Here is a 23373-nt window from a genome sequence, read left to right as displayed (position 1 = left end):
AGACAAGACATGACCCGCACCGTTTACGTAAATGGCGAATACTTGCCCGAGTCCGAGGCCAAAGTGTCCATCTTTGACCGCGGATTTCTGTTCGCAGACGCCGTTTACGAAGTCACCAGCGTTCTGGATGGTAAGTTGATCGATTTTGAAGGCCACGCCGTGCGCCTGAAACGGTCGCTGGACGAGCTTGAGATGGCCGAGCCCTGCACCAAGGACGAGCTGCTGGAGATTCATCGCAAACTGGTAGAGCTGAACGGCATCGAGGAAGGCCTGATCTATCTGCAGGTCAGCCGTGGCTCGGATGGCGACCGGGATTTTGTATTCCCGTCTGCTGACACCAAACCCAGCCTCGTATTGTTCACTCAGAACAAACCGGGTCTGGCTGACAGCCCCGCAGCAAAGAAGGGTGCCAAGATCATCTCGATCGAGGATATCCGTTGGGGTCGCCGGGATATTAAAACCGTTCAGCTGCTGTATCCGTCGATGGGCAAGATGATGGCCAAGAAGGCTGGTTGCGATGATGCGTGGCTGGTCGAAGACGGTTACGTGACCGAGGGCACCAGCAACAACGCCTATTACGTCAAGGATGGCAAGATTGTTACGCGCCCGCTGTCGAACGACATTCTGCACGGCATCACCCGCAAAGCCGTCCTGCGCATGGCCGCTGAGGCGCAGATGGAAGTGGAAGAACGTCTGTTCACGATCGACGAAGCCAAAGAAGCCGACGAAGCTTTCACCACCTCGGCCAGTGCTTTTGTGATGCCGGTAGTTGAGATCGACGGCGTGACATTGGGTGACGGAACACCCGGCCCAATCGCCAAGCGCCTCCGCGAGATTTATCTAGACGAAAGCCGCAAGGCCGCGATTTAAAGAAAAGGCCCGCCAATTTGGCGGGCCTAATTCGTTTCGGGCATCAGCCCTTTTTCGTTACATTCTCTTCGAACGCGACCTTGAACGCGGCCTGCTTTTCTGGGCTGGCGTCAGTCTGATAGTTGGCTTTCCACTCGTCCATGGTCATGCCGTAGAAAACCTCGCGGGCCTCTTCCTTGCCCATTTCGATGCCCTTTTCATTGGCGGCTTCCTGATACCAGCGCGACAGGCAGTTGCGGCAGAACCCGGCCAGATTCATCATGTCGATGTTCTGAACGTCGGTGCGATCTTCCATCAGGTGTTTTTGCAATCGGCGGAATGCGGCGGCCTGAAGTTCGATTTCGGTTTGCTTGTCCATGGTCTGGCTCCGGATGACAGAAATACGTGCTGTAAATGACCTAGCGGCCTAAGGGCGATGTTTCAACGATCAGCGTATCAGGCCAGTTTCATTGCCAGCCAAGGCGTGATGCAGAAGATCAGCGTCAAAATCTTGTAGTTGGCCAGATACCGGAAATATGCCCGTTTCACTGCCGGGCGCTCCATCTGGAACATCTTGCCATGAATGCCTGCGATCCAGTCCTGCAGCAACAAGATCATTACTGTGGTGAACAGCAGAACCGCGATGTTAAGCACGGCCATCCACCCAAAGACGGAAGTCAAAAACTCCTGAGTCATGTTGGCCTCCTTTCCCCTATAATATGGGGTCCGGCGACGATGCTCACAATGACGTGAGGGCTTTTGTCACAAGTCACTTTCGTCCAGCGCGTCCGTAAGTACGGGGGCTAGCCGTTCGGCCCACTCCCGCTGTCCGGCGTTGTCGGCGATCAGGTCATTGCGCAGTTCGATCAGCACATTGGGACGGCCAAAGCTGGTGCAGTGTTTGTCGATCGCATCACCGGGCAGCACGCCAGTATAAGGCTGATTGACGCCCACACAAAGGTCGCCTTCGGCTTCAAGCCGGTTGATCAGAGGGCGCGAAAAACGTTCGTCCGGAGTATGTAGAACCCCGATGTGCCAGGGGCGCGGATCGCGGCCCCGTAATTGGCGGGTGAACGAATGCATCGAAATAATCACAGCATGCGGCAACGCGGCCATCTGCGCCAGCGCGTTGTGATAGGGGCGATAGCACATGTTCAATCGCCGCTCACGTTCTGCCGCGTCTGCGTGGCGATTGCCGGGGATGATCGAGCCGTCGTAGAGCTTCATCAACAAAGTCGGGTCATCTTCGCCGCGGTTCGGGTCTATAACCAAGCGGGAAAAATTGGCCGCGATTACGGGTGCATTCAAGAGCTCGCCCAGATGTTTGGACACCTCATAGGCTCCCACGTCATACGCAATATGGCGCTCCATATCCTCGCGCGGCAGGCCCAGATCGCCCCCATTGATTTCTGGAGGCACCGTGTTGGTTGCGTGGTCGCATGTAATCAGCCAGCGCGAGGGCCGATCCGCGCCGTGGATAAAAAACGGGGAATACGTCATAAGCCTGTCATCTAGTTTGTCGCAGGTGTAGGGCAGTTGCTTTGAAAAGGGAATTGCGCAATAAGCTGACAAAGTAATGTTTGCGGTAACATTGATGCGGACTCAAGAGAAGACGTTAGGAGAGCAAGACCAATGCGACGCCTGAGAAATGTAAAAATCGTGGCGACGCTGGGACCGGCGTCGAATGACTATGACATGATCCGCGCCCTGCATGAGGCTGGTGCAGATGTTTTCCGCCTGAACATGAGCCACGGCAGCCACGATGAGATCCGCGAACGCCACCGGATCATACGGCAGGTCGAAAAGGATCTAGATAGTCCGATTGCCATTCTGGCCGATCTTCAGGGACCCAAGCTTCGTGTCGGGGTGTTCGCCAACGATGCCGAGGAACTTGAAGAAGGTGCCGCGTTCCGTTTGGATCTGGACCCTGCGCCGGGTGACATAAATCGCGTTTGCCTGCCGCATCCCGAGATTTTTGCAGCATTAGAGCAGGGTGCACGACTGCTGGTTAACGATGGCAAAATCCGTCTCACCGTGCAGGAGTGCGGTCAGGATTTTGCCAATTGCACTGTTGAGGTCGGCGGTACGATCTCGAATCGGAAAGGCGTGAATGTTCCTGACGTGGTGCTGCCATTGGCAGCCCTGTCGGCCAAGGATCGCGACGACCTGGAATTCGTTTGCCAGCTGGGTGTGGATTGGCTGGCGCTGAGCTTTGTGCAGCGCGCCAAGGATGTGTTTGAAGCGCGCGCGCTGGCTGATGGTCGCGCCTCGATCCTGTCCAAGATCGAAAAGCCTGCAGCGGTCGAGGCATTTGATGATATTCTCGATGCCTCTGATGGGATTATGGTCGCGCGCGGCGATCTGGGGGTCGAGCTTCCGGTCTCGGCTGTGCCGCCTATTCAAAAGCGCCTTGTTCGCAAGTGCCGTGGGGCAGCCAAGCCGGTCATCGTGGCCACCCAGATGCTGGAAAGCATGATCGAAAGCCCGATGCCCACGCGGGCCGAAGTTTCGGACGTGGCAACGGCAATTTACGAAGGCACGGATGCAATCATGCTCAGCGCAGAATCGGCGGCCGGTTCCTATCCGATCGAGGCTGTGCAAACCATGAACAAGGTTGCCATCGAGGTCGAGGCTGACCCGACTTACACACAGATCATAGCGGCATCCCGGACTGCGAAGGGAACGACGATTGCGGACGGTATTGTGGCCGCCGCGCGCGAGATTGCAGAAAAAACTGATATCAAGGCAATCTGCTGTTTTACCCAAAGTGGCACCACCGCTCTGCTGACGGCGCGGGAACGTCCCGGTGTTCCGATCATTGCGATGACACCCGCCACAGGAACCGCGCGACGCCTGTGCCTGAGCTGGGGATGTCATTGCGTGATGACGCCCGAGTTGGAGCGGTTCAAAGGCGCTGTCGTCAACGCAGCCCGTGCGGCCCGTGCAGGAGGGTTCGCATCCGAAGCTGATCAGATCGTAGTGACTGCCGGTGTGCCTTTCAACGTCCCAGGAACGACCAATATTTTGCGTATCGCGCCTTGCGATGAACGGCTGATCTACAACACTGATCCCGGGTAACAGTTGCGATGCCGGGCCTTGAAAAGCTGGTATCAAACCGATACGCCTAAATTTTAGGCAAAAAAAGTATATTAATTTCAATATCATACCGAAATAACGGTTGTATTCGGAAGATAACTCTCTGTTTTTGAGGGTTTTTCCGGGATACTCGGGCCCATGGGCGGTCCACTAAATAAGTTCCAGGTTCCGGCTGCCCTGCCGGGGGCACGGGTCCCGGCATAACCAAAATTATTGGAGGAACGTTATGACAACGAAAATTGTCATTGGGCTGGACGGGACAGAAACTGGAGAACGGGCCATTGCCTTCGCCAAAGATTTGGCGAGCCGAATTGGCACGTGTGAACTTCTGGTTGTTTATGTCATCGAATGGTCCCCATTCACTTTTCAAACCCCTGAGGAGAACGCGTTGCGGCACAAGCGGCGTGAAGAAGAAGTCGAGCTTGCAACCAACCGGATTGTTACCCCGGCCGTCGAGGCACTGACCGCAGATGGCTACACGGTGCACGGAATCGTGCGTCATGGCGACGTGGCCGAAACCTTGAACGCGATTACAGTCGAAAATGGCGGCACGCAGATCATCGTCGGGCGCGCCTCGGCCGATGGATTCAAGAAACGCTTGTTTGGTAGCTCGACCCAGAATCTGGTCATGCACGCCGATGTGCCAGTCACTGTTGTGAACTGAGGGGAGGGATGAGAATGACTATGTTTAAACATCTCTGGCTGGCAACAATAGCCGCCTTGGTCGCCGCACCAGCAATGGCGCAAGAGGCGCCCGGGCTGGACGACAAGATCAATCAGGCATTCGCCGATTTCACAGGGCCATTTGTCAGCTTTATCTTTGCGCCATTCCCGGGAACCGGGTTCCCGTGGATCGTGGGCTGGTTGGTCGTCGCGGCGACCGTTTTCACGCTGTATTTTGCCTTTGTGCAGCTTCGGTTCTTTGGCCACGCAATCAGCCTTGTAAAGGGTGATTATTCGGATCCTAACGATGCCGGTGAGGTCAGCCACTTTCAGGCGCTGGCCACGGCTTTGTCGGGAACGGTCGGTCTTGGCAACATCGCCGGCGTGGCGGTGGCTGTCGGTATCGGCGGACCGGGCGCAACGTTCTGGATGATCGTCGCGGGCCTGTTGGGCATGGCGTCGAAATTCACCGAATGTACGCTGGGCGTGAAATACCGCAACGAATACGACGATGGCACCGTTTCTGGTGGCCCGATGTACTATATGTCCAAGGGCTTTGACGAGCTTGGACTGCCAGGCGGCAAGATCCTTGCGGTCCTGTTTTCGATTTTCTGTATTCTCGGCGCGCTGGGCGGGGGCAATATGTTCCAAGCCAATCAAGCGCATCAGCAGATCGCGGGTATCACCGGAGATTATCCCGGCTGGATCACCGGGCTGGTGTTTGCAGGCATCGTGTTCGCAGTGATCGTGGGCGGTTTGAAGTCCATCGCGCGGGTGACAGAAAAAGTCGTTCCGTTCATGGGTGTCATGTATGTCGCTGCGGCGCTGGTGATAATCATCATGAACGCAGATCAAATCGGCTGGGCCTTCGGTCAAATCTTCGCAGGTGCCTTCACTGGCCTTGGTGTCGCGGGCGGTATGGTCGGTGCGTTGATCCAGGGCTTCCGTCGTGCTGCATTCTCGAATGAAGCAGGCGTTGGTTCTGCGGCGATTGCGCACTCGGCAGTTCGGACCAAAGAGCCGATCACCGAAGGGTTCGTCTCGCTGCTCGAGCCGTTCATCGACACGGTCGTGATCTGTACGATGACAGCGCTTGTGATCATCATCACCCAGCAGCTGATCGTTGACCCGGAAACTGGTAATTACATGCTGAACGAAGCAGGTAACGCCATTGCAACCGTCGACGGTAACTCGGGCGTCAGCCTGACCTCGGCGGCCTTTGGTAGTGCCTTCAGCTGGTTCCCATATGTGCTGGCGATTGCTGTGGTCTTGTTTGCCTTCTCAACCATGATCAGCTGGTCCTACTACGGCCTCAAGGCCTGGACCTATCTGTTCGGTGAAGGCCACACCAAGGAACTGGTGTTCAAGGTCATCTTCTGCATCTTCGTTGTCATCGGGGCTGCGGCCAATCTTGGTCCGGTCATCGACTTTTCTGATGCGGCGATCTTTGCGATGGCTGTCGTGAACGTCTTTGCGCTGTACTTCCTGATGAAGGTGGTGCGCGAAGAACTGGCGTCCTACGCATCACGACTGAAGAGCGGCGAAATCCGCAAATTCGAACACTAAACCAATGCACCGGGGCGGCGACGTCGCCCCGGTGCGCGATCAGCCTGCAAAAAGCGCAGATTCTACTCCAAACCCCCTTGCCAGTATGACCGAACTTGCGTAAACGGCGCTTCTGATCGCGTGACCGGCCGAGATGGCATGCCGAGTCGCGTCTGAAACCGAACCCCGAAAGGAGACGGAAATGCCTAAGATGAAGACAAAGTCGAGCGCCAAAAAGCGCTTTAAGGTGACTGCAACCGGTAAGGTCCTTGCTGGCCAGGCCGGCAAACGGCACGGCATGATCAAGCGGACCAAGAAGTTCATCCGCGACGCCCGTGGCAACACCACCCTGTCCGCCCCCGACGCCAAGATCGTCAAGGGCTACATGCCCTACGACCGCTAAGAGGAGATTAAGAGATGTCCCGCGTTAAAGGTGGAACCGTAACTCACGCCCGTCACAAGAAGGTTATCAAGGCTGCCAAAGGTTACTATGGCCGCCGCAAGAGCACCTTCAAGGTTGCCCGTCAGGCCGTCGACAAGGCCAACCAGTATGCAACCCGCGACCGTAAGAACCGCAAGCGCAACTTCCGCGCGCTGTGGATCCAGCGTATCAACGCTGCTGTGCGTTCACATGACGAAGCACTGACATATTCCCGCTTCATCAACGGCCTGAACCTGGCCGGTATCGAAGTGGACCGCAAAGTTCTGGCCGACCTGGCCGTGCACGAACCGGAAGCGTTCGGCACGATCGTGGCCAAAGCTCAGGCCGCTCTGGCTGCCTGATCCTCTTTTTGAGAGACAGTGAATTAAAGGCCGTCCCTTATGGGGCGGCCTTTTTCGTCGGTGACCCGAATATTGCCTTGGCAAGTGGGGGCGTGCGCCGTGATCTTCGGCAGAGTCACTCAGCCGATGGCGGCACGGCTCTCTGATAAAGATGCCATGTGGTGTGACCAAGGATCGGCAGAGTAAAGATCAGGCCCAGAAATGCCGGGACCAACGACAACAGCATGGTGACTGAGATGATCGCGGCCCAAGTGAGCATGACCCCGGGGCTTTCCGCGACCACACGAAGGGAAGTTAGCATGGCGGAAACGAAATTGGTTTCGCGGTCCAGCAACATGGGCATGGCAACAACAGTCACCGAGAACAGTACCGCGGATAGAAATGCGCCCACGCCGGTACCAATCGCCAGGAATGCCCAACCTTGCGGCGTGAAGAATACGGTGTTCAGGAACCCGTCAAAATCCGAGAAGGATGCATTCTGTAGCGTAATCGCCAGCCAAAGCCGAACTTGGTAAATCCAAACCCAGAATATGAACAGAGTGACAAAGGCCATCCAGCCCATCTCGCGCTTGCGCTGGTTGGCCATGACAGTGAGGATTTCAGACCACCCGAAACTCTCTCCATTTTGCAGCCGTCGGGACATTTCGTACAGTCCTGCGGCGGCGAATGGCGCGACCAGTGGAAAGCCTACAATGGCGGGAATGATCATCCAGATCTTGCCGAGCCAGACCAGGCTCCAAACCATTAGGATTCCGAAGACTGCATAGAACAAGCCAAAAAAGCCGCTCATTAAGGGCCGCGCCAGAAAATCGGAAAACCCGGCCTTCAGCGACGCGGTGATATCACCTCTGGTTACCGTATTGACTTGGGGCATGGCCGATTGCTGCGGCGTTAGATTGTCCGGTGGCGTTGACCCTGTGGTCTTGGAGGCCATGACACACTCCTCTCAAAGAATGGTGTCGCGCTGGGTAGTCTGCCAACTGCCCAAGCAGTGAAGCAGACATCCTTCCCGCTCAAAGTTTGCATCAGCGGAGTCATTAGAGCAAGAGGCAGTATGGCAACGGAATTTAGGACGCCGGTCATTCCTTACTGGAACGGAAACACAAACCTATTTGCTTGTGTCTTTCTTTACCAACTGCGCCGCAAATGCCACGCCTGTGCCCGGACCGGCATAGGTGACCATGATTACGTCATCCAGATATACACCGTTGAAAATTCCGGACGACACATCGTCACCGGAAATCCCAGCCTCGGCCAGAACAAAGCGGGTGGGATCGTCCAGGCTGAAAGTGCCCATTGCCTCTTCGACGATCCAATCTTTGTCACCTATGCGCCTCCAGCGATTGGTTGCGGTGATCAGGTTGCCGTCCAGTTTGGTGATCTCCAACTCCATCTCAGTCTTCAACAGGCCTTTGTCGTGGTTGGGGTTCGATTTGGCAAAGGCTACCAGATAGGTGCCATGCCAGGTGCCAACGATCTGAGGAAAGCCGCTGCCGTCGTCTGCGCTGGATGGCGTGGCGACTGCAATAAGGGCAAAGGCGGCGAGGCTTCTGATTAGATTGAGTACCATTGGACACGTCTCCTGTAAGGGGTGTGGTAACCACAGGGTACTCGAGTTGGCGATTTTCACAAACCCGTGTCAGAAAACAAAAAAACCGGCGCGCTGGGCGCGCCGGTTTGATTTCATCTGCCAGAATTGCGTGAGTGGCGGCAGATGTTTTCAGTTACGTTCAGCCGAAAACACGACCCAGTGCGCCGTCGACCGCGTCAGTGATCTGGTCGATGTCGTCTGCGGTTGCAATCAGCGCGGGCGAGAAGCACAGCGTGTTGTTGCGGCTTGGGATCGAGCGGTTGGTGGCCCCGATGATGACGCCCTGCGCCATACAGTCGGCAACGACCGCCTGAACCCTTTTCTCATCCATTGGCTCTTTAGTGGCCCGGTCGGAAACCAGTTCGGCACCCAGGAACAGGCCCTTGCCGCGTACGTCGCCGATGACTTCATGCTTTTCCATCAGCGCCTGCAGGTTGCCCAGCATCCGGTTGCCCATGTCAGTGCAATTCTGCAGCAGGTTCTCGTCTTCGATGATGCGCATGTTCTCGATCGCAGCGGCCGGACCGGCGGTGCAGCCACCAAAGGTTGAGATGTCGCGGAAATAGCTCAGCGGGTCCGACATGTCGTCTTTGAACATGTCAAAGACTTCTTCGGTGGTGACCATTACGGCAATCGCCGCATAGCCCGAGGCAACGCCCTTAGCCATCGTCACGAAGTCCGGCTTGATGCCGTACTGCTGGTACCCGAACCAAGTGCCGGTACGACCAACGCCGCAGACAACTTCGTCGATGTGTAGCAGGATGTCGTACTTCTTGCAGATTTCCTGCACACGTTCCCAGTAACCTTCGGGCGCTTCGATGACGCCACCACCGGCGGTCACAGGCTCAAGGCACAGGGCGCCAACGGTTTCGGGGCCTTCGCGCAGGATCACTTCTTCGATGGCGTCTGCCGCGGCTTTACCAAATGCTTCGCCGGACAGCTCTTCCAAGCCCAGCTCGTGCTTGCGGTATTCCATGCAATGCGGAACGCGGACAAAGTCGGGTGCGAACGGACCGTACTGCGCCGTACGCTCGTCCTGACCGCCAGCCGACATGGTTGCCAGGGTCGAGCCGTGGTAGTCGCGGTCACGGTACAGGATCTTGGTTTTCTTGCCGCCATAGCGCTTGTGCGCGATCTGGCGAACCATCTTGAACGCCTTCTCGTTCGCTTCGGAACCGGAGTTGGTGTAATAAACGCGGCTCATGCCCGGCATTTTGCTGATCAGCTTTTCAGCAAAGATCGAACCGGGGATAGACCCTGCGGTATTGGCGAAATAACACAGCTTCATCAGCTGGTCGTGAACCGCCTTACAGATCGATTCGCGGCCATAGCCGACGTTAACGGTCCAGACGCCACCGGACACGGCATCCAGATGCTCTTTGCCGTTCTGGTCCCAGACACGCATGCCTTTGCCTTCGACAATGATCTTCGGATCGTTGCTTTCCAATGGCTTATGCTGCAGCAGGTGGTGCCAGATGTGGGCGCGGTCGGCTTCGACCACGTGCGAGAGATCGTTTTCGTTGAACGTGCCGTCCATGACATGTCCTTTCAGAATGGCTGGGGCGCGGGCGGCGAAAAGGGCCGTCCCGGCTTTGTGTTTTCGATGGCTCAGATCACCGCGAAAGCTCTGTCGGAGATAGGGCCAGATTGCACCATCCCGTAATTCCAGTCCATGGCCACGCCGTATTTTTACGGGTTTGTCAGAGGATCGACTTTGTGCTCAATTCGCCGGAACCGCAGAGGGAGGGTCAGCAAATGACACAAGCCAGCATCTATGAGCGTCATTTGGACAAATGCCGGGCAAATTACACGCCGTTGTCGCCGCTGAGTTTTATCGAGCGGACAGCGCACATTTACCCGGATTATCCTTCCGTGGTTTACGGCGCGCGTCGCTATACATGGGCTGAAACATATGCCCGCTGCCGCCGGCTGGCAGGCGCATTGTCCGCACGTGGAATCAGCGCGGGCGACACGGTTTCAATCATCGCGGCCAACATTCCGGAAATGTATGAGGCGCATTTTGGAGTGCCGATGGCAGGTGCTGTTCTGAATGCGATCAACACCCGATTGGACGCACCGATCATTGCCTTCATTCTGAATCACGCGGAATCCAAAGTCCTTCTGGTCGATCCCGAGTTCTCAGGCGTGGTCAAAGAGGCGCTGGAACAGGTGGATCACGATGTACTGATCGTCGATATCGAGGACCCGAGCTTTAACGGTGGTGAGAAACTGGGCGGCGTGACCTATGACGCCTTGCTGGCCGAGGGCGACCCTGAATTCAATTGGTCACTTCCCAAGGATGAGTGGGACGCGATTACACTCAACTACACGTCTGGCACGACCGGCAATCCGAAGGGCGTAGTGTACCACCACAGAGGCGCCGCGCTGAATGCCCAATCAGACCTGCTGGACTGGAATATGCCAAAGCACTCGGTCTATCTGTGGACCCTGCCAATGTTTCACTGCAACGGCTGGTGTTTTCCTTGGGCGATGGCCGCGAATGCCGGCGTTTCGGTCTGTCTGCGGGCAGTGCGGGACGAGCCGATTTATGCGGCGTTTCGGGATGAGAAGGTGACCCACTTCTGTGGCGCGCCGATCGTGCTGAATATGCTGGCCAATGCGCCCGATCACCTCAAGGACTTCGACCACGAGATCAAGGTGATGACCGCTGGCGCACCACCGCCTGCCGCAGTTATCGAAAGTATGGAAAACATGGGTGTCGAGGTCACTCACGTATATGGTTTGACCGAGACTTATGGTCCCTCCGTTGTCTGCGCTTGGAAGGATGAATGGAACGGTAGAGAGGCCAAGGAACGCGCCGCTCTTAAGGTCCGTCAGGGCGTCCGCTACTCCGCCCTGTCGGGGCTTATGGTTGCCGACCCGGACACGCTGGAACCTGTGCCCGCAGATGGCGAGACGATGGGCGAGATTTTCATGCAAGGCAACGTCGTTATGAAAGGCTATCTGAAGAACGCCGACGCCACGTACAAAGCGTTCCGAGGCGGATGGTTTGCCTCGGGCGATCTTGGGGTGATGCATCCGGATGGCTACATCGCGCTTAAGGACCGGTCCAAAGACATCATAATTTCAGGTGGCGAGAATATCTCGTCGGTCGAGGTTGAGGATATCCTTTACAAACACCCGGCCGTTATGGAGGCCGCCGTGGTCGCGCGCCCGGACGACAAGTGGGGTGAAACACCCTGTGCTTTCGTTGAACTAAAGCCTAACGCACAGGCGAGCGACGCGGATATCATCGGCTTCTGTCGGGAAAACATGGCCCATTTCAAGGCCCCCAAAACGGTGGTGTTTGGGCCTTTGCCCAAGACCTCGACTGGCAAGATCCAAAAGTTTAAATTGCGGGATCAGGCAAAGGCGCTGACTTAAACGCTCACCTTATCAAAGATCGACAGATCAAGATCCAGCATTTCACCCATCCAGATGGCCCGGTCCCGATGATCCGCGAGATGATCGCCGGTTTCAGGGTGGGTGAAAATGGTCAGGCCCTGTCGGTTCAGCATCAGCCAGGGGATTACTTGATCAAAAGCGTCGGGGCCAAAGCCCAGCTGGCAACTCCACCGTGGATGCGGACCGACATTTTTGGTGTGCATGCGCCCCATTTTTACGGGAAACAGGCGGGAGGCCTGCTCGCAAACCTGTAGGGCAATGCCTTGTGTGTCGGCCTCGAAATAGACATGGGCATGATACCCGGTGATCTCTGGCATGAAAGCCTCCTGCAACCGTTTCACAGAAAGTAGGAGTAATCGTGGGGGTTGGCCATTTGCAGACGCACACAGTTACTGTGCACGGGGTCATGTCTGTGCACTAGCGTCCGGGTGCGCCGCGGCAAAGGCGGGGTGATTGATACATTCGGCCTCGACGCGTAGAACGCGAGGCAATTCGGATAAATCCACGCCCCAGCGGCGCGCGTTGTACAACTGGGGCACCAGACAAACATCGGCCAACCCAGGCTTGGTCCCTGTGCAGAAGGGCGCTTGTTCAAAACCCTTCAGGAGGGCCTCAAAAGCCAGCAGGCCGGGGCGGATGAAATGGCGCATCCAGTCGCCGGGCATGCCCTCGGCATCATCACTGAGTGTGGTGGCATATTGCGCAACGGACAAGTTGCAGACCGGATGCACATCTACGGCGATGGACTGCGCCAGTGCCAGCGCGTGCGCCCGCACCGCCGGTTCCGCAGGCAGCAACCCAAGGCCTCGCGTTTGGTCAAGGTAGTCGATTATAGACAGTGATTGTGTCAGTCGTAGCCCGTCAATGTCGAGCACTGGCACCAGTCCCTGCGGGTTACGGGCCAAATGACTGTCCGACCTTTGTTCGCCCATACTCAGATCAATTGGCACGGCGCGATAGTTGATCCCGGCCAGATTCAGCGCGATCCGCACCCGGTAGCTGGCCGAAGACCGCGAGTAATCGTACAATACCACGCCGCTCATCTCCGCCTCCTCCGTTCGTCAGGTGTCTTTGAGCGTGGCGGCTTTCAAGGCGCTAGACAACACTTTTGCATTTCCGATGTGATTGGCCAGAACCAGAACCAGACGTGCGTTCAGGGCGTCGCTGTCGGCTTTATCCAGCCCGTCATGGGCGGCCACCAGATCGGCATAAAAACCGTCTGCATTGTCCAGATTTGGGGTGAGGATCAGGTCGGTCATGTCGCTTATTCCTTGCCGGTTGCCCGGCGGATCGCCTGCCGGAATGCGTTTTCTTCGAACGTGTCGCGGCGCGCGGCGACGTGCTGGTCAGGTCGGATCAGATAAACCGCACCCGGGGCATCGCCCAGATACCTGCGTTTCAGCTCCAAAGTCAGGTCATCCTTGACAGAGAGGGCCAGTCGCGTGGCCGTAACGCCGCCTTCTTCGAGGCTTTCAGGGGCGTCCGCATCTATCGTCAATAAAGTGAATTTCCCGGCCAACTTGGGCAGCAAAAACTCATCACCCAAAGGCGCGTCCGGGCAGGCGGAACCGGGGCGTGTAATCTCTGGCCCGGTCAGAGCATCCGCAGAACTCAGCGATGATCCGGAATATGCGCATGGTGTGCTCAACCGGCCGGAATTGACCAGCGGGCGCGCAAACGCGTAGTGCTCGCTGAGGTCCAAAACCGCATCCCGCAAAAGGCGCGACATTTCGGATTTGGGCGTGATAAATTCCGTCGATAGGGTGGACATGCGGATGTTCTCATCCGCTGCTTCGACCCGTTCGCGGTTGTAGCTGTCCAGCAAAAGCTCGGGCGCTTCGCCGTCTATAACCATCTTTAGTTTCCAGCACAGGTTGTCTGTGTCCTGCAGACCAGAGTTGGCCCCGCGCGCGCCAAAGGGGCTGACCTGATGGGCGCTGTCGCCTGCAAACAAAACGCGACCATGGCGGAACCGCTCCATTCGACGGCATTGGAACGTGTAGATAGAGACCCATTCAAGTTCGAAATTGATCTCTTCGCCCAGCATCTCCTTCAGGCGAGGGATCACGTTTTCAGGTTGTTTTTCCTGCTCGGGGTCGATGTCCCTGCCCAGTTGCAGGTCGATCCGCCACACGTTGTCTGGTTGCTTGTGTAGCAGGGCAGACTGTCCGCGATTGAACGGCGGATCGAACCAGAACCAGCGTTCGGTCGGGAAGTCCGCCTGCATCACTACGTCAGCGATCAGAAAGTTGTCTTCGAATACGCGGCCTTCGAAATCCAGACCGAGCATGCGGCGGGTAGGCGAGTTTGCACCGTCACAGGCAATCAGCCAATCCGCCTCAACGTTATAGGGGCCTTCGGGAGTTTCGACTTCAAGCTTGACGTGATCGTTGTGGGTACCGACGGCTTCGACCTTGTTCTGGCCGCGAATTTCAATCGGCGCGCCCTCGGCCTGCAATTCCCGTACCCGTTCAACTAGCGCTTTTTCAAAATAGTATTGTTGCAGGTTGATGAAGGCCGGGTGCGCATAGCCCGCGTCGGGTTGCAGGTGAAACTCATAGACCTGGCGGTTGTCAAAAAAGACTTTGCCGGCATCCCACAGCACGCCTTTATCGACCAACTTACCCCCGGCGCCCAGACGGTCGGCGATTTCCAGAGACCGCTGTGAAAAGCAGATCGCGCGGCTACCAAAACTAACCTTGTCATTGTCGTCCAGCACGACGACAGGGACCCCTTTCTGGGCCAGATCAATGGCTGCGGCCAACCCAACCGGGCCGGCGCCAATCACGATAACCTTGTGTCGTACCGAGCTTGCCGTGTCCTGATCCGGGCTGCGTTGGTAGGCATAGAGTGGAACTTCGAAAATCTTGTTCATGGGCTCTCCCCCCAATACTCAGGCGCCGTGGGCGCACTAAATCCCGCCCTCTGGCACATGTGCGCCAGAAGGTCTTGCCCTATAATTCCACCTATTTCCCCTGTGCAAAACGATCTGGATCAAGTTTGCCCGTCTTCTTCAGCCCTGCAGGGCCTCCCACGTCTCCAAGTCGCGCTGGGCGGTCCAGATCCGGGGCGTGTCGATACCGCGGGCTTCGTCATAGGCGCGGGCAACGTTGAAGGGCAGGCAGTGTTCATAGATCGCATAATCTGCGAATTTCGGATCGCATTCGGCGCGTACCGCGTCCCATGCCTCTTTCAGAGACCCGCCACGGGCTGCAACCTTTGCGGCGGGCCGATAGGTGCTTTCGACGAAGTCGCGTGTGTTTTCGATGGCGGCGTTCACCATGTCTCTGCCGACCAAAGCGTCACCACGCCCGGGCGCGATGGCGTCGACGTCGAACCACTGGATCTCGTCCAGCGTATCGCCCCAATCGCTGAAATGCCCGTCGCCGCAATAACAGGCCGAGTGGTATTCGACGATGTCACCGGTGAACATGACATTCTGGTCGGGCACGTGAATGACGATATCGCCTGCGGTGTGGGCGCGGCCCAAATGCATAAGATCGACCCGACGATTACCCAGATAAACCGTCATTGTGTCACTGAATGTGGTGGTGGGCCAGGTCAGGCCGGGGATACTTTCATGGCCTTCAAACAGGCGCGGGAAACGCTGAAACTCGCTGTCCCAGTCCTCTTGCCCGCGTTCAACGACCATGGCGCGCGCCATGTCCGACATCAGGATCTGTTGCGCACCAAACGCACTGGCACCCAGTACGCGAACCGCGTGATAGTGGGTCAGCGCAACGTGGGTGATCGGTTTGTCGGTGACGGACCGCACACATTCGATCACCTTGTTGGCCAGGCGCGGGGTCGCCTGCGCTTCGACGATCATCACGCTGTCATCGCCGACGATGACGCCGGAATTCGGGTCACCCTCGGCGGTGAAGGCATAAAGGCCCTCGCCGACCTCGGTGAAAGAGATCTTCTTTTCCGACATATCCGCCTGGGACGCGAATGCCTTGGCCATGGTAAGCTCCTTATCGGGTGTACGGGTTTTTTAGGGCGGGCAGCACGGTCCCGACGCAGTCGCCAAATCCAATGGTGTAACCGTCGCCCTTAGCGGCACCTTTCAGGGTCAGCGTGTCGCCATCCTCGATAAATGTACGGGTTTCGCCGGTATCCAGGGTTAGCGGCTCTTTCCCACCCCAGCTGAGTTCCAGAAGCGAGCCCCGCTCTGGCTTGGTGGGTCCGGAAATCGTGCCAGACCCCAACAGATCGCCGGTGTTCATCGGGCAGCCCGAAGTTGAATGGTGCGCCAATTGCTGTGCTGCCGAATAATACATTTCCTTGTAATTCGTCCGCGCAATCGTTGAAGCGTCCTTGCCGTCAGGTGCCATCGTGACTTCAAGACCAATGTCATACAGCATCGGGCCACAATCTTTCAGGTGGTCCAGAAGCTCGAATTCGCGCGCAGGCGTGTCGCATCGAAAGGGCTCCAATGCAGCTTTGGTCACGATCCACGGGCTAATCGACGTGGCAGTGGCTTTGGCCTGAAACGGCCCCAGCGGTTGATACTCCCATGCCTGGATATCGCGTGCGGACCAGTCGTTCAGCAAAACGTAACCAAAGATGTTGTCGTCAGCCTCCTGAACGGAAATGGGGCCGTCCGAGGGCGTCCCGACAATCGCACCCATCTCAAGCTCGATGTCAAAGCGGCGGCTGGGCAAAAAAGTGGGGCGATCATGATCGGGTGATTTCAGCTGACCCCATGGTCGGCGAATACTCGTGTCCGACACAACAACCGAAGATGCTCGGCCGTTATAGCCGATAGGAATGTGCAACCAGTTCGGGGGCAGGGCGTTTTCCGGCCCGCGGAACATGGTGCCCACGTTTTGCGCATGGTAGCGCCCGGCATAGAAGTCTGTGTATTCGCTGACGGCAAATGGCAGATGCATTTCTGCTTCGCTTTGGGCGACAAGCAGCGGCTCAACCTGCTCCTGTTCTTCGGCCCTGTCAGCCAACAACGTGGTCAAACGGTTGCGCAATGCGGCCCAAACCGCGGGACCTTCCTCCATCAAAGGGTTCCAGAAGGGCAGGTCAAAGAGCGGCTCGTCGGCCAGTTCTATTAGACCATTGGTCTCAGCGGCGGTGACATCCAAGATCATGTCACCAATCGCGACGCCACAGCGCGGATCGCCGCCTTCGGTCGAGAAAACACCGTAAGGCAGGTTGTTCAGGGGAAACGGGTGATCGGCGTCGTTGGCCGAAGCTACCCAGGATTTCATCAATGGCATTTATTCAGACCTCTTTTGGGTGTCACTTCTTGCCCGGTGTGCCGTCGAACTTTTTTTCAAGCGACGTCCAGCAGTCGATGTAGTCATCCTGCAACGGGGCTTCGTTGGCTGCAAATGGTGTCAGGTGCTGCGGGAAGCGGGTTTCGAACATAAAGGACATCGTGTTGTCCAATTTATCCGGCCCCAAGTTGGAGTTTGAGGCTTTCTCAAATGCTTCCCGATCCGGCCCGTGCGGCAGCATCATGTTGTGAAGGCTCATCCCGCCGGGAACAAAGCCCTGCGGTTTGGCGTCGTACTGGCCGTAAATGTTGCCCATCAACTCGGACATGATGTTCTTGTGATACCAGGGCGGGCGGAAAGTATCCTCGGCTACCATCCAGCGTTCGCGGAACAGGACAAAGTCGATATTGGCTGTCCCCGGCTGGCCTGAAGGAGCGGTGAGCACGGTAAAAATAGATGGATCGGGGTGGTCGAACAAGATCGCGCCGACTGGGCAATAGGTGCGCAGATCATATTTGTAGGGCGCGTAATTGCCGTGCCACGCCACCACGTCCAGCGGGCTTTGACCGATCTTCGTGGTATGGAACTGCCCGCACCATTTGACAGTAACAGTCGATGGTGCCTCACGATCTTCAAACGCAGCGACCGGAGCCTTGAAATCGCGTGGATTGGCCATGCAGTTCGCCCCGATCGGGCCGCGTCCCGGCAATTCAAACTTTTGCCCGTAGTTCTCGCAGACAAACCCGCGTGCAGGGCCTTCCAGCACTTCGACCCGATAGACCAGACCGCGGGGAAGAATGGCGATTTCCTTAGGCTCAAGATCAATGATGCCCAGTTCTGTCGAAAACCGCAGACGGCCTTCCTGCGGCACCACCAACATCTCGGAATCGGCCGAAAAGAAGTAGTCATCCACCATCGATTCGGTGACCAGATAGATGTGGCTGGCCATACCAACCTGGGTGTTCACATCGCCTGCGGTGGTCATCGTGCGCATACCGGTCAGCCATGTCAGCCCCTCATCGGAATGAGGCACCGCGTCCCAACGGTACTGCCCAAGGCTGATCACATCGGGGTCGACACAAGGCGCTGATCTCCAGTGCGGCAGGTCGATTTTTTCGTAACGGTGCGAATGCTTTACCGATGGGCGGATGCGATAGCACCACGTACGCTCAGGTGGGTTGGCTGTAAATGCGGTGCCGCTAAGCTGTTCACCGTAAAGACCATAGTTGCAGCGCTGCGGGCTGTTCATCCCCTGCGGCAGCGCGCCGGGCAGGGCTTCGGTCTCAAAATCATTTCCAAAGCCGGGCATATAGCCCGCTTGCGTGCCAACGGGCGTGCTGGCTTGGGTCATTTCATGCGGATCCGTCGGATGGTTCATTCCGTGTTCCTCCGTTTGCTGCTTGTCGGATAATAGTTGATTTTGTAACTAACAAGCATGACAAAGAGTAATACAGCCAAAAATGATGACTTTGATCCGCAGGATTTCTTGCCTTACCTGCTGAATCGAGCTGCCGAGGAGAGTTCGCTGGAGTTTCAGCAACTCTATAAGGACCGCTATGGAATGTTGCGAACAGAATGGCGGGTACTGTTTCATCTTGGAAACTACGGTGAGATGACGGCCAAAGAGATCGGTTTGCGCGCCAGAATCCACAAAACCAAGGTCAGCCGCGCCGTATCGAAACTGGAGCAGCGTCGATACTTGACCCGCATGCGCGACACATCCGACCGCCGGGTCGAACGGTTGACGCTGACACCCACGGGGCGGACCGCTTATACGGACCTGCGCCAGGCGGCCGAGGCATATAATGCAAAGCTTGCTGGCCTGTTTTCTCGTGATGAGGCGGCTTTGTTGCGCAAAATGCTTCGGCGCCTGGCTCATATGGATTGAGCACTGGTAATTCACCGTCGTCGTTCCCAGATGGGACCCAGAACAAAAATGGGACAAAACATGACGACCTCAGATGCCGATGTGGCAAAATCAAGCGATCTTATCAACTGGCTGGTGACGCGCGGGCTTGAGGGTGTCGAGAAAGAAGAATTGCTGGAAGAGTACTGTAATCGTCTGGTCGACCTGGGCGTTCCTCTGATGCGATTTCATGCGGCCCAGTCGACCCTTCATCCGGTTTATGGCGGCACCGGCTATAGCTGGTATCACGGCAAAGGCGGCGAGTATCAGAAGTTTGAATACTCGGAACAGCCCAGCGAGCAATGGCGAGCCAGCCCTCTCTTTGCTGTTCTGAATGAAGGCCTGAGCGTCGTTCACGAACGGTTGGTAGATCAGAACCAACCCAGCCGTTTTCCTTTGCTGAATGAACTGCGCGAACATGGTGCCACCGAGTACTACGCGACGGGCGTGTCGTTTAACGTTCCGACGCACAATCAGCCGAAAGACGCCGAAGAGGCAGTAAGCGGTGTATTGCTGTCGTGGACGTCTAATGCGCCCGAGGGGTTCAAGGACAGCGATTTGGCCCTGATCAATACGGCCCTGCCGCACCTTGGACTGGCTTTGAAATCGGCCAACAACGAGCGTATTTCGAAGGACCTGATGCGCGTCTATTTGGGCCGTGATGCCGGCCGTCGTGTTTTGTCCGGCGAAATCAGGCGTGGTTCGCTTCAGCAGATCGACGCAGTAATCTGGAATTTTGACCTTGAGGGGTTCACTAGCCTGTCCGAAAATCTGCCGGGTAATGCGCTGATCGAGATGCTGAACGAGTATCTGGCGGCTGTGATTGACGTGGTCCATCAATGCGGTGGAAGTATTCTCAAGTTCATGGGGGACGGGCTGATGGCCATGTTCGATGTGGGCGAGATCGATGCGGACGCGCGGGCGGCAATGATGGCCGTCGCTGAATTACAGAAAAGAATGGCGGACCTGAACGCGCAACGCACTGATGATGGTCTGCCTGTGTCGAACTATACACTGGCGTTGCACGCAGGCGAGATTCTGTATGGCAATATCGGATCCGAGAACCGGTTGGACTTCACAGTCATCGGACCGACCGTCAACCAAACCGCGCGGATTGCCGGCATGCATCGGTCGCTGGGGCAACGTATTTTGATTTCGGACGACGTGGCCCGCGCGGCGCAACCCTGCGCCTCAGAGCTTGTCTCAGTCGGTCGCTATATGTTGCGCGGCGTAGCTGAACCGAAGGAACTTTTTACCGTTTACAGGTCAGAGGAACAATGCGGATTCAAAGATCCGAACTGAGCCTGCTTGCAGTTTGGATGGGCTGCTCTGATTGCCCGGCTTCTGTGTGCCCTCAAAGTTGACATGAAGGCTTCGCGCCTCTTTCTTGGGGTGGCATTCAGAACAAGAGGCGTTGAAATCGTGGATAGAGTCGAGTTTCCACCCATCCCGATCCGGAATGATGAGCTCGATACGCGGGGCTATCATGGCATCGAATTTGATCACACAGATCCCCGCGGATCAGAACCGCTTGTTGATGTTGGGTCGCATGGAATAGCGGTTGTGCCTTATTATCATCTCTCGGATGGGTCAAACCCACCCTATGGCAGGCAAATCAAGGGCAGCTTGGCCAGAACATGGTGTAGGGCTGGTATTGTACCGATGTTGCAAGCCGCGAATGCCGCCTTGGCGGAAAATGGGTGCGAGCTTGTCGTTTACGATGCTTATCGTTCTATTTCCACGCAGCGGGATTTGTGGTCATGGGCAGTAGGGAAAGCGGCCCAGGATTATCCGGAGCTTTCTCAGCCCGAGTTGGAAGCCCGCACACGGCAATATTGCTCAGATCCTCGTCATTTCGATCCGGAGAACGAAACGACTTGGCCAACCCATTCAACAGGGGCTTCAGTCGATGTTGTTTTGCGGAGCCTTCAAACTGGCGAAGGGCTGGATATGGGCGCGGCCTTCGACGACCTGAGTGCAATTTCCCATACTGACTATCTTGAACGCGAACAGCGTGCCGGGCGGATCGAGCCTGACAACACCGCGCTATTGAATCGTCGTTTGTTGTATTGGGTGATGCGGAAGGTCGGTTTCACCAACTACGCATCGGAGTACTGGCACTTTGACTACGGAAATCAGATGTACATGTTCAACAAGCAGTTAGAATCCGGAACACAATGCTTCGCTTGGTACGGCTATCACGCCGTTCCGCAGTGACCTTTGAAGGTTGCCGGAAAGACGGTTCAAGCTTGACTTGAGGCGTTAATGAACCGGTTGACGCACTTACAGATCAGTCGAACGCCGGTTCGTCAGAAGTCGATCTCAACGCCCGGAAGGTTCAACTCTTTCATCATGTCGCGCAGCTCTTGCCGCGCGGCGATGTTCGAAATGTTCAGTTGTTTGACCCCGATATCCTTGAGATCCAGCAGGGTAAGGCCGCGCGGGAACAGTTCGCGGAAGATAACCCGTTCGGAAAAGCCCGAGGCGACGCGGAATCCGATGCGCTGGGACAGCATCTCAATTGCGCGTTGCATCTTTTCCTTGTTGACCATGCGTTGGGTACCGACCCGGTTGCGGACGACCACCCAGTCGATGGGCTTTAGTCCTGCTTGCGCGCGCAGTTGGCGGGCGTTCCAGACCATTTCCGAATAGACCGACGGGCCAAGAATTTTCTCACCCTTGGAGTCAATACGCGCCAGAAGGTCAAAGTCGATGAAGCTGTCGTTGAGTGGCGTGATCAGAGTGTCGGCCAAGGAATGCGCCACTTGGCTAAGGCGGGTATGTGATCCGGGGCAGTCGATCAGGATGAAATCGCTATCGCTTTCCAGCTCGGCCACTGCGGCAGACAGGCGGTGGTCATAGATATTCTCGCCAGGCTTCAGCTTGGACGCGTCGATCTCGGGCAGATCGTGGTGCCGCGGGCTGGGCAGGGTCAGGTCCGAATTTTTTAGAAAATTCTCGCGGTTCTCGAAGTACCGGCCAAGGCTGCGCTGCCGAAGATCAAGGTCCAGTGTGCTGACCTTGTGACCCAAACGCGCCAGCGCGGTGGCCACGTGCATCGACACGGTCGATTTGCCTGCGCCACCCTTCTCGTTCCCCACTACGATGATATGTGCCATGCTTGTATTCCCACGTCCCGCCGTGCTTAACCACACGTTGTTGTCGACCACTATATGTTGTGGAGGCCGGGAATGGAAGAACCCCAAGCGCCCTAGCGGGGCAATATCAGGCTCTAATTTGGAAAACTCAATCGGGTGTGTCGGTTAGGACGCGCGCTTGCCAAAGCGGATCGGCTGTTTCACTGTTCAAATCAGGGTTTTGCAGCAGGAGAACTGGTTGGACCATCTGTTTTTGAACGTCCTGAACGTGGTTCTGCCGGTATTGATCTGCGCCGGAATCGGGTACGCCCTTGCTGTGCTCAAAGCACCGTTCGACAACAAGGTTATTGGCGGGATCGTCTCGCGCGTTGGATACCCGACCCTGATCATTTCGCACCTGTCCGCCACCAAAATAACGGTCGGCACATTTCTGGACGTAATGACAGCCGCAGCGCTCGCGATTGCGGCTTTTGGGGTTTTGGGGTTTCTTGCGCTCAAGGTCATGCGCCTTCCCATACGAGCATTTTTAACACCGCTGATGCACGGGAATGTTGGCAATATCGGGCTGCCGATTACGCTGCTCGCGCTGGGCGATGCGGGAATGGCCTACACGATGGGCTTTGTGGTGGTTGTGCTGATCAGCATTTTTACCGTCGGCATGTGGATACCGGCGGGTGAGTTTTCGCCGAGGAGAATTGCCACGTCCCCAATAATCTATGCGGTGATCTTGTCGCTGACCCTTATGGCGACCGGATCAAGTCTGCCCCAGCCGATCGAAAAGTCCTTTGATATTCTCGGAGGGTTGTCGATCCCGCTGATGCTACTGACGCTGGGCCATACGCTGGCGACGTTGCAGATCAAAAGCCTGGGCCGGGCAGTATTGCTGACGGTTCTGCATTTGGTCATGGCGATCGCAATCGCCAGCTCTCTGGTCTGGGTTTTCGGTTTCACCGGGGCCGAGCGCGGGGCGGTGATCCTGTGTTGCCTGATGCCGTCCTCGGTGGCGACTTACCTGTTCATCGACCAACACGTACCGGAATACGGGCCGGATGTTGCGGGTTTTATCCTTGTGTCGACGCTGGCCACGATTGTTGTCCTGCCGCTCGCGCTGTCTTACTGGATCTAAAGCCGCCCCTATGCGTGTTGGAAAAATTTGCTAAACTGCTGATTAATTGCATTTAAGAACAATGAGTTTGGGGTGGATAT

26 protein-coding genes are annotated in these 23373 nt (G+C 56.6%); 12 read left to right on the top strand and 14 right to left on the bottom strand.

What is annotated here, in order from left to right; all coding sequences use genetic code 11:
- Positions 1 to 9 precede the first annotated feature (9 nt).
- Entirely contained in the window at positions 10 to 870 is an 861-nt protein-coding gene (locus tag GOW92_RS14440) for a D-amino-acid transaminase (RefSeq protein ID WP_170561286.1), read from the top strand.
- Between the two features lie 43 nt (positions 871 to 913).
- On the opposite strand, the gene GOW92_RS14435 is transcribed toward GOW92_RS14440, so the two are convergent.
- From GOW92_RS14435 to GOW92_RS14425, 3 genes are all read right to left on the bottom strand, one after another.
- Positions 914 to 1228: a DUF1244 domain-containing protein gene (locus GOW92_RS14435; RefSeq protein WP_170561285.1), complete on the bottom strand. Its 315-nt coding sequence runs from the start codon at positions 1226 to 1228 to the stop codon at positions 914 to 916.
- A 77-nt stretch (positions 1229 to 1305) separates the two neighbouring features.
- Positions 1306 to 1545 carry a DUF6868 family protein gene (locus GOW92_RS14430; RefSeq protein WP_170561284.1) on the bottom strand — a complete coding sequence of 80 codons (240 nt, stop codon included), beginning with the start codon at positions 1543 to 1545 and terminating at the stop codon, positions 1306 to 1308.
- Between the two features lie 66 nt (positions 1546 to 1611).
- Entirely contained in the window at positions 1612 to 2349 is a 738-nt protein-coding gene (locus GOW92_RS14425; RefSeq protein ID WP_170561283.1) for an N-formylglutamate amidohydrolase, read from the bottom strand.
- A 132-nt stretch (positions 2350 to 2481) separates the two neighbouring features.
- On the opposite strand from GOW92_RS14425, the gene pyk reads away from it, so the two are divergent.
- From pyk to rplT, 5 genes are all read left to right on the top strand, one after another.
- Positions 2482 to 3927, top strand: a complete 1446-nt coding sequence (pyk, locus tag GOW92_RS14420; protein ID WP_170561282.1) for a pyruvate kinase — start codon at positions 2482 to 2484, stop codon at positions 3925 to 3927.
- Between the two features lie 244 nt (positions 3928 to 4171).
- Positions 4172 to 4609, top strand: coding sequence for a universal stress protein (locus GOW92_RS14415; RefSeq protein ID WP_170419137.1), 438 nt, complete (start codon positions 4172 to 4174; stop codon positions 4607 to 4609).
- 14 nt (positions 4610 to 4623) lie between these two features.
- The gene (locus tag GOW92_RS14410) at positions 4624 to 6174 is read left to right on the top strand and encodes an alanine/glycine:cation symporter family protein (protein WP_170561281.1); all 1551 of its coding nucleotides are present in this window, start codon (positions 4624 to 4626) and stop codon (positions 6172 to 6174) included.
- A gap of 181 nt (positions 6175 to 6355) precedes the next feature.
- Complete coding sequence (gene rpmI / locus GOW92_RS14405) at positions 6356 to 6556, top strand: 50S ribosomal protein L35 (RefSeq protein WP_010443552.1); 201 nt, start codon at positions 6356 to 6358, stop codon at positions 6554 to 6556.
- A gap of 14 nt (positions 6557 to 6570) precedes the next feature.
- Complete coding sequence (rplT, locus tag GOW92_RS14400; protein WP_170561280.1) at positions 6571 to 6936, top strand: 50S ribosomal protein L20; 366 nt, start codon at positions 6571 to 6573, stop codon at positions 6934 to 6936.
- 115 nt (positions 6937 to 7051) lie between these two features.
- Here the strand turns inward: rplT and GOW92_RS14395 are convergent, their stop codons facing one another.
- The 3 genes from GOW92_RS14395 to GOW92_RS14385 all read right to left on the bottom strand — a co-directional run bounded on the left by GOW92_RS14395 (position 7052) and on the right by GOW92_RS14385 (position 10064).
- Positions 7052 to 7870 carry a DUF2189 domain-containing protein gene (locus GOW92_RS14395; RefSeq protein ID WP_170561279.1) on the bottom strand — a complete coding sequence of 273 codons (819 nt, stop codon included), beginning with the start codon at positions 7868 to 7870 and terminating at the stop codon, positions 7052 to 7054.
- A gap of 174 nt (positions 7871 to 8044) precedes the next feature.
- Entirely contained in the window at positions 8045 to 8506 is a 462-nt protein-coding gene (locus GOW92_RS14390; RefSeq protein WP_170561278.1) for a hypothetical protein, read from the bottom strand.
- A 160-nt stretch (positions 8507 to 8666) separates the two neighbouring features.
- On the bottom strand, positions 8667 to 10064 hold the full coding sequence (locus GOW92_RS14385) for an aminotransferase family protein (RefSeq protein ID WP_170561277.1): 1398 nt from the start codon (positions 10062 to 10064) through the stop codon (positions 8667 to 8669).
- A 3-nt stretch (positions 10065 to 10067) separates the two neighbouring features.
- Here GOW92_RS14385 and GOW92_RS25175 point away from each other — a divergent pair, with 3 nt between their 5' ends.
- Positions 10068 to 10190: a hypothetical protein gene (locus tag GOW92_RS25175; protein WP_267885466.1), complete on the top strand. Its 123-nt coding sequence runs from the start codon at positions 10068 to 10070 to the stop codon at positions 10188 to 10190.
- Between the two features lie 92 nt (positions 10191 to 10282).
- Positions 10283 to 11911, top strand: coding sequence for an acyl-CoA synthetase (locus tag GOW92_RS14380; protein WP_170561276.1), 1629 nt, complete (start codon positions 10283 to 10285; stop codon positions 11909 to 11911).
- On the opposite strand, the gene GOW92_RS14375 is transcribed toward GOW92_RS14380, so the two are convergent.
- The 7 genes from GOW92_RS14375 to hmgA form a co-directional block, all read right to left on the bottom strand.
- Positions 11908 to 12249, bottom strand: coding sequence for a DOPA 4,5-dioxygenase family protein (locus GOW92_RS14375; RefSeq protein ID WP_170561275.1), 342 nt, complete (start codon positions 12247 to 12249; stop codon positions 11908 to 11910). The two genes, GOW92_RS14380 and GOW92_RS14375, sit on opposite strands and share 4 nt — an antisense overlap.
- Before the next feature lie 87 nt (positions 12250 to 12336).
- The gene (maiA, locus tag GOW92_RS14370; protein WP_170561274.1) at positions 12337 to 12975 is read right to left on the bottom strand and encodes a maleylacetoacetate isomerase; all 639 of its coding nucleotides are present in this window, start codon (positions 12973 to 12975) and stop codon (positions 12337 to 12339) included.
- Positions 12976 to 12993: 18 nt separating this feature from the next.
- Positions 12994 to 13191, bottom strand: coding sequence for a DUF2783 domain-containing protein (locus GOW92_RS14365; RefSeq protein ID WP_170561273.1), 198 nt, complete (start codon positions 13189 to 13191; stop codon positions 12994 to 12996).
- Positions 13192 to 13196: 5 nt separating this feature from the next.
- On the bottom strand, positions 13197 to 14807 hold the full coding sequence (locus GOW92_RS14360; RefSeq protein ID WP_170561272.1) for an FAD-dependent oxidoreductase: 1611 nt from the start codon (positions 14805 to 14807) through the stop codon (positions 13197 to 13199).
- 138 nt (positions 14808 to 14945) lie between these two features.
- Positions 14946 to 15896: an MBL fold metallo-hydrolase gene (locus GOW92_RS14355; protein WP_170561271.1), complete on the bottom strand. Its 951-nt coding sequence runs from the start codon at positions 15894 to 15896 to the stop codon at positions 14946 to 14948.
- A 10-nt stretch (positions 15897 to 15906) separates the two neighbouring features.
- Positions 15907 to 17163, bottom strand: coding sequence for a fumarylacetoacetase (gene fahA / locus GOW92_RS14350; RefSeq protein ID WP_170561270.1), 1257 nt, complete (start codon positions 17161 to 17163; stop codon positions 15907 to 15909).
- Positions 17164 to 17185: 22 nt separating this feature from the next.
- Entirely contained in the window at positions 17186 to 18541 is a 1356-nt protein-coding gene (gene hmgA / locus GOW92_RS14345) for a homogentisate 1,2-dioxygenase (RefSeq protein ID WP_170561269.1), read from the bottom strand.
- A gap of 57 nt (positions 18542 to 18598) precedes the next feature.
- On the opposite strand from hmgA, the gene GOW92_RS14340 reads away from it, so the two are divergent.
- From GOW92_RS14340 to GOW92_RS14330, 3 genes are all read left to right on the top strand, one after another.
- Entirely contained in the window at positions 18599 to 19051 is a 453-nt protein-coding gene (locus tag GOW92_RS14340) for a MarR family winged helix-turn-helix transcriptional regulator (protein WP_170561268.1), read from the top strand.
- 60 nt (positions 19052 to 19111) lie between these two features.
- Positions 19112 to 20371, top strand: a complete 1260-nt coding sequence (locus tag GOW92_RS14335) for an adenylate/guanylate cyclase domain-containing protein (protein WP_170561267.1) — start codon at positions 19112 to 19114, stop codon at positions 20369 to 20371.
- 63 nt (positions 20372 to 20434) lie between these two features.
- Positions 20435 to 21286, top strand: a complete 852-nt coding sequence (locus GOW92_RS14330; protein WP_368040286.1) for a M15 family metallopeptidase — start codon at positions 20435 to 20437, stop codon at positions 21284 to 21286.
- 92 nt (positions 21287 to 21378) lie between these two features.
- Here GOW92_RS14330 and GOW92_RS14325 read toward each other — a convergent pair whose 3' ends face one another.
- A complete protein-coding gene (locus GOW92_RS14325) occupies positions 21379 to 22188 on the bottom strand; it encodes a division plane positioning ATPase MipZ (protein WP_170561265.1) in 810 nt (269 codons plus the stop codon).
- Between the two features lie 217 nt (positions 22189 to 22405).
- On the opposite strand from GOW92_RS14325, the gene GOW92_RS14320 reads away from it, so the two are divergent.
- Complete coding sequence (locus tag GOW92_RS14320) at positions 22406 to 23293, top strand: AEC family transporter (RefSeq protein WP_170561264.1); 888 nt, start codon at positions 22406 to 22408, stop codon at positions 23291 to 23293.
- Positions 23294 to 23373: the final 80 nt, after the last annotated feature.

This window comes from Ruegeria atlantica, from assembly GCF_013032505.1.
GTDB classification, from domain to species: Bacteria; Pseudomonadota; Alphaproteobacteria; order Rhodobacterales; family Rhodobacteraceae; genus Ruegeria; species Ruegeria atlantica_F.
Note: the sequence above shows the minus strand (reverse complement) of the source record. Positions and strands in the feature narration are given on the sequence as shown.